A 6,666-nucleotide genomic window follows, 5' to 3' on the forward strand; every position below is an offset into this window, starting at 1 on the left:
TGGGACGCAGGGGCGCCGAGACGGAACCGCCGGGCGCCCCCGGTCCCGCGCGCCGCGGGCGCCCCGGTTCCGCCCGCGGGACGCCTTGCGCGGCGCCCGGTTCAGCCGGGCGCCGGTCAGGCCGGGTCGGCGGGCCGGGCGGTCATGTGCGGGGCCGCGGTCTCATAGGCCGCCGCCGCGCGCAGCACCTCGAGGTCGCCCCGCGCCCGACCCATCAGCTGCAGGCCCATCGGCAGCGCCGCGCCCGGGCCGCCCGCCGCCCCGAACCCGGCCGGCAGGCAGACCGTCGGCCGCCCCGACAGGCTCGCCGGCAGCACGCATTCCATCCAGCGGTGATAGGTGTCCATCTTCACCCCCGCGATCTCCGCCGGCCAGCGGTCCATCACCGGGAACGGCCAGAGCTGGGCGGAGGGCGCCGCCACCAGGTCGTAATCGGCGAACACCGTCTCCAGACACCGATGCCAGTCCGAGCGGGCGACGGAGGCCATGTGAACCTCGACCGCCGACATGGCGAGCCCGCGCTCGATCTCCCACACCGCCTCGGGCTTGAGCTGGGCGCGCCGCGCGGGATCGGCGTAGTCGGGCAGAGCGCCCATGGCGACCGACCAGGAGCGCAGGGTGATCCAGCTGTCCCAGATCTTCGCCCAGGGGAAATCGGGGACGAAGGGCGTGACCTCCGCCCCCAGCCCTTCGAAGATCTTCAGCGCGGCCTCGCAGGTGTCGAGCACGCCCGCCTCGGTCGGCCAGGTCCCGTTCCAGTCGCCGAGCCAGGCGATGCGCAGGCCCTTGGCCCAACCCTCCGGCGCCCCGGAGGCCACGCCCGGCGCGAATACGTCGCGCGCGCCGTAAGACAGCGGCGCGCTCGCCTCGTACCCTGCCATCGCGTCGAGCAGCAGGGCCACGTCGGCGACGGAACGCCCCATCGGCCCGTTGGTCGAGAGCTGGTGCAGGTAGACGTCCCCCTCCGCCCCGCCATTGGCGACCAGCCCGAAAGAGGGCCGGAAGCCGATCACGTTGTTCCACCCGGCCGGGTTGCGCAGGCTCCCCATCATGTCCGACCCGTCCGCCATCGGCAGCATCCGCAGCGCCAGCGCCGCCGCCGCCCCGCCCGACGACCCGCCCGCCGAGCGGGTCCGGTCCCACGGGTTGCGGGTCGGCCCGAACACCGGGTTGAGCGTGTGCGAGCCGAGCCCGAATTCCGGCGTGTTGGTCTTGCCCACGATCAGCGCGCCCGAGGCCCGCAGCCGGGCTGCCAGCGGCGCATCCGCCGTCGGCACGAAATCGGCGTAGAGCGGCGAGCCGCGGGTGGTGCGCAGCCCCTTGGTGGCGGTCAGGTCCTTGATGGCGATCGGCAGGCCATGCAGCAGGGGCAGGGGGCCGCCGGCCGCGATCGCCGCGTCGGCCTCCGCCGCTTCGGCGAGGCATTCGTCAGGATCGCGGCGCGAGACGATGGCGGTGACCGGCGCGTCGGTGACGTCGTTGACCGCCTCGATCCGGTCCAGATGGGCCTGCATGATCTCGACCGACGACACCTCGCGCGCGCGGAGCATGGCGGCGAGGCGGGCGGCCCCGGCCTCCAGGATCGGGGGGAGGTCGGTCATGGGCGGGGCTCCGGGTTCGGTTGCGATGGTCCGGACAATCCGGCGGCCGGCCGGCGGGGTCAAGGGGGCGGCGTCAGGTCTTCGCCGTCCGGCGCCGCCGCTCCCGCCAGGCGATGGTCAGCCCGGCCGCCACGATCAGCGGCGCGCCGGGGAAGAGCTTGTCGACCGGGCTCTCTCCGAAGATCAGCCAGCCGAGCGCGAGCGCGTAGAGCATCCCGAAATATTCGAACGGGGCGAGCGCCGGCGGCGAGGCCAGCCGGTAGGCGCCGACCAGGCAGATCACCCCCAGCCCCCCGCAGAGCCCGATGGCGAGGATCAGCCCCATGTCATGCCAGGAGGCGATGGCGGTGAAGCCGCCGGTTCCCATGGCGATGCCGAAGGCCCCGACCATCGCGGCCGAGGAGGCGTAGAGGTTCACCAGCGGCGTGGGCGCGTCGCGGTCGATCAGCGGCGCGCAGACCGAGGACGCCGCATAGCCCAGCGCCGCCCCGAGCGGCAGCAGCGACCAGACCTGAAACGCCTCCCGTCCCGGCTGCAGGATCAGCGCCACGCCGACGAAGCCGGTCAGCACCGCCCCCCAGCGCCACGCGCCCACCGGCGCCCCCATCAGCCCCCCCGACAGGGCGGTGACGAAAAGCGGCCCGGCGAAGACCAGGGTGGCGGCGGTGGCGAATTCCATGCGGCTGAGCGCGAGGTAATAGCAGAGCTGCGCCAGCGCCACGAACACCCCGCGCAGCAGCGCGAGCTTCCAGCGCTTCAGGCGGAACGGGCGGCCGCGGGCCTGCCAGTCGGGCGAGCTCCACAGGATCAGGAAGGCCGGGATCAGCCCCAGCAGATTGCGCCAGGCCGAGAGCTCGGAGGCCCCGTAGCGCCCGAGCAGCAGTTTCACCAGCGCGCCCATCAGGCTGAGCAGCAGCGCCCCGGTCAGCAGGATCGCCGCGGCGCGGAGCACGGAGCCGGAGGCCGGCGGGCCGCCGGGCGTCGCATCGGGTTTGGCGCCGGCCCCGGCCCAGGCGCGCGAGGCGGTGGCGGCGGGCAGGGCTTCGGGGATCGCAGCCGACAGGGCCTCGGGCGCGAGAGGCGCGGAAGGGGCGCGCGCGGCGCCGGCGCCGGCGCCGGGGGCGGACCCGCTCCGGGACGGGCGGGGCGGATCGATCTCGGACATGGTCGCTCCGCGTGCGGCTCCGGTCGGGCGGGACCAGACCTGCGCCCGGATCGGGTCTGGGTCAAGTCGGGGGGGTGCGCGCCCGGCCTCTGGAAGGGAAATTTGCGCCGAATCGAGAAAACCCCGCGGGGCTCATTTCCTATTAACCTTTCTGGTCGAGATTAACCTCGTGGACGCCACGATGGGCGGCGGCCACACTCCTCCCTGTCGAACTGGCCGCGCCTCCGGGCGCGGCTTTTTTCGTTGCCGCCGCCGCTTCAGGACGCGTCCGGTTGACAGAATCGCGCTCGACCGCCCGAAGTGTCAGGCAGCGCGGTTTTCGACTTGCCACCACGGGTTGTTTTTGGCAATCAGATTGTCGCCCTTGAGGGGGTGTCGCTGATAATGTCCAAAAATCACTGGCCCATTTTCGGAGAATCAGTATAGAAGCTTGATGAACCAAATCTGAATGGTCACGGAGTTGCGGATAAGGTGTCCAGACTTCCTGACAGAGTTGGTTGCGGTCGTCACGGTCTCGAGACAGTGTGTTTCGGACGCTGAGCGACCATATCGGACGCCATGTGGACTTGGCTACGCCGCGGCGGCAAGGCGGCGCAGCAGGTCCCATGGCTTAGGTCCCGCGGGCTTAGGGGAAGCCTGCGGGACCGCCGTGTTCCCTGAAACCTTCCGGGGTGCGGACGCCAGCGAGTATAGGGCGCCCCCCGGGTCGATCCAGGGACTGCGGATGGGATGCGATGCCGGGCGCTGGGGCTCGGCATCGCATCCCTGCGCGGCCCGGCGGTCCTGATCGCACGGCCCCTCCCCGCCACGTTCCCTTGCCCGGTCAAACGACCGCCCGGCCGGCGAGGCGTCTCAGACGCCCCGGTAGGGCGCCACATATTGCAGCGCCATGTCCCAGGGGAAGAAGATCCAGGTGTCCTGGCTGACCTCGGTGATGAAGGTGTCGACCATCGGCCGGCCCTTCGGCTTGGCGTAGACCGTGGCGAAATGGGCCTTGGGATAGAGATTGCGCACCAGTTCCAGCGTCTTGCCGGAATCGACCAGATCGTCGACCACCAGGATGCCCGAGCCGTCGCGCATCAGCTCCGCATCCGGGGCCTTGATCACCGAAGCCGCCGTCTGCGCCTGATGATCGTAGGACTTGACCGAAATCGTGTCGACCACCCGCAGATCCAGCTCGCGCGCCACGATGCAGGCCGGCACCATGCCGCCGCGGGTGATGGCGACGACGGCGCGCCAGGCCCCGCCCTCGCCCGGGCCCTGGTGATCCAGCCGCCAGGCCAGCGCCCGGCTGTCGCGATGGATCTGGTCCCAGCTCACATGGAACCCCTTTTCGTGGGGAAGACGGCTGTCATTGGGGCTCATGCTGCGGTTCTCCTGCGCCGGGCGATGGGCGTTGGTAGCGAAGCGCGCGGCGACGCTCAAGCGCCCCGAGCCGCGCGGGCCGGCTCAGCCCGCCGCCAGCCGCAGCCCGAGGCCGGCCATGCCGAGCCCGAACAGCGTCGCGGCGCGGAAGGCGTCGCCGAGCCCCACCCCCCAGCGCCGCCCACGGCCCGGCGCGGCGGCCGGAGCCCGCGGCGGTGCGGGTCACGGCCAGAAACCCCGGCCCGACGCTCATCGCGCCGACGAGGTCCGCCGCGGCGACGGGCGGGAGCTCCACGGCCGGGCGCGCCTGAGGGAGGAAACCGGCGGGTCTATTCGGCGACGGGCTTGCGGCCGACGGCCACGTCGATGTCGGGCGCGTCCTCGGCCTTCATGCCGACCACGTGATACCCGGCGTCCACATGGTGCGTCTCGCCGGTCACGCCCGAGCCGAGGTCGGACAGCAGATAGACGCCCGACTTGCCCACATCCTCGATGGTCACGTTGCGGCGCAGCGGCGAGTTCAGCTCGTTCCACTTGAGAATGTAGCGGAAATCGCCGATGCCCGAGGCCGCAAGCGTCTTGATCGGCCCGGCGGAGATGGCGTTGACCCGGATGTTCTTCGGGCCCAGATCCATCGCCATATAGCGCACCGACGCCTCGAGCGCAGCCTTGGCGACGCCCATGACGTTGTAATGCGGCATCACCCGCTCGGCCCCGTAATAGGTCAGGGTCAGCATCGAGCCGCCATCCGTCATCAGCTTTTCGGCGCGCTGGGCGACGGCGGTGAAGGAATAGACCGACACGTCCATGGTCAGCTTGAAGTTCGCATGGCTGGTGTCGACATAGCGGCCGCGCAGCTCGTTCTTGTCCGAAAAGCCGATGGCGTGGACCAGGAAGTCGAGCTTGCCCCACTTGGCCTCGATCTCGGCGAAGGCCGCGTCGATGGAGGCCGCATCGGTCACGTCGCAGGGCAGCACCAGATCGGAGCCGACGGAGGCCGCGAGCGGCCGCACGCGCTTGGCCAGCGCCTCGCCCTGATAGGTGAAGGCGAGCTCGGCGCCCTGCTCCGCGCAGGCCTTCGAGATGCCCCAGGCGAGGGACTTGTCGTTGGCCACGCCCATGATCAGGCCGCGCTTGCCCTGCATCAGACCGCCCATGTCACTGTCTCCCGCCCGTATCTGCGGCCCGCATGCCGGACCTCCGGCCCGCGCTTGCGCCGGCCCGTTCGCTCGGCCGAGCGTCTAAGCCATCCGCCGGCCCGCATCAAGGACAGGTCGCGGCGGCGCGGGCTCCGTCCCTGACGCCGGGGCTGCGGCGCCGCAGGGCGCGGCGGGGCGCGGGGTCGTGTGGGGGAGGTTGCGTGCGGTTCCGGGCGGCGCTGGCGAAGGGCGCGGGGCTCGGCTAGGCTCCCGCCCGTTCCCGCGCCGCGCCCCTGCCGGCCGGCGGGCCCGCCGATCCCGACCTGCGCCCTGACGGAGCCCCGGATGACCCTGTTCAGCCTCGACCAGCTTCACGCCGCCGCGGATCTCGTGCACCGCTTTGTGCCGCCGACCCCGCAATTCGCCTGGCCGCTGCTGGCCGCGCGGACCGGGGCCGAGGTCTGGGTGAAGCATGAGAACCAGACCCCCGCCGGCGCCTTCAAGCTGCGGGGCGGCGTGGTCTATCTGGAAGATCTGGCGACGGGCGGGACGGCCGTGCGCGGCATCGCCACGGCCACGCGGGGCAATCACGGCCAGTCGATCCCCTTCGCCGCGCGCCGGCACGGCATCCCGGTCAAGGTCTGGGTGCCGCATGGCAACTCGGTCGAGAAGAACGCCGCCGCCCGCGCCTGGGGGGCGGAGGTGATCGAGCACGGCCATGATTTCGAGGCGGCGCGAGCCGAGGCGATGCGGGTCGCCGCCGCCGAAGACCTGCACGCCATCGGCCCGTTCCATCCGCTGCTGGTGCGCGGCGTGGCGACCTATGCGCTGGAATTCTTCACCGCGCAGCCGGAGCTCGACGCGGTCTACGTGCCGATCGGCATGGGCTCGGGCGCCTGCGGGCTGATCACGGCGCGCGACGTGCTGGGACTGAGGACCGAGATCGTGGGCGTGGTGGCCGAAGCGGCCCCCGCCTACGCGCTGAGCTTCGAGGCGGGGCGGGTGGTCTCGACCGAGACCGCGCCGACCTTCGCCGACGGGGTCGCGTGCCGGGCGCCGTCGGAGGAGGCGCTGGCGGTGCTGGCCGCGGGCGCCGCGCGCATCGTGCGGGTGACCGAGGATGGCGTCGCGGAGGCGATGCGCGCCTTCCACGCCGACACCCACAACATGGCCGAAAGCGCCGGCGCCGTGGGCCTCGCCGGCCTGATGGCGGAGCGGGCGCGGATGCGCGGCAAGCGGGTCGGCGTGATCCTGTCGGGCGGCAATGTCGACGCCGCCCAATACGCCCGCGTGCTGGCCGGGGAGACGCCCAGGCCTTGAGGGAGGCGCCGGCGGCCGGGGGCGGGCGCCGCAACCGCCGTCGCGCGGGCGGCGCCGCGGAGATCGGAAGAGCGTC

At 72.3% G+C, this 6,666-nt stretch carries 5 protein-coding genes; 1 reads left to right on the plus strand and 4 read right to left on the minus strand.

What is annotated here, in order from left to right; translation table 11 throughout:
• Nucleotides 1-116: 116 nt before the first annotated feature.
• The 4 genes from ACTB72_RS19785 to fabI form a co-directional block, all read right to left on the minus strand.
• On the minus strand, nt 117-1,601 hold the full coding sequence (locus ACTB72_RS19785) for an amidase (RefSeq protein ID WP_463038739.1): 1,485 nt from the start codon (nt 1,599-1,601) through the stop codon (nt 117-119).
• Between the two features lie 73 nt (nt 1,602-1,674).
• Nucleotides 1,675-2,766, minus strand: a complete 1,092-nt coding sequence (locus tag ACTB72_RS19790) for a DMT family transporter (protein WP_463038740.1) — start codon at nt 2,764-2,766, stop codon at nt 1,675-1,677.
• 852 nt (nt 2,767-3,618) lie between these two features.
• On the minus strand, nt 3,619-4,131 hold the full coding sequence (gene gpt / locus ACTB72_RS19795) for a xanthine phosphoribosyltransferase (RefSeq protein WP_463038741.1): 513 nt from the start codon (nt 4,129-4,131) through the stop codon (nt 3,619-3,621).
• 329 nt (nt 4,132-4,460) lie between these two features.
• Complete coding sequence (gene fabI, locus ACTB72_RS19800; protein ID WP_463038742.1) at nt 4,461-5,288, minus strand: enoyl-ACP reductase FabI; 828 nt, start codon at nt 5,286-5,288, stop codon at nt 4,461-4,463.
• A gap of 327 nt (nt 5,289-5,615) precedes the next feature.
• Between fabI and ACTB72_RS19805 the strand changes: the two genes are divergently transcribed.
• Nucleotides 5,616-6,590 (plus strand): threonine dehydratase, encoded by a 975-nt coding sequence (locus ACTB72_RS19805; protein WP_463038743.1) that lies wholly within the window; start codon nt 5,616-5,618, stop codon nt 6,588-6,590.
• Nucleotides 6,591-6,666: the final 76 nt, after the last annotated feature.

The sequence above is a fragment of the Albimonas sp. genome (assembly GCF_055129145.1).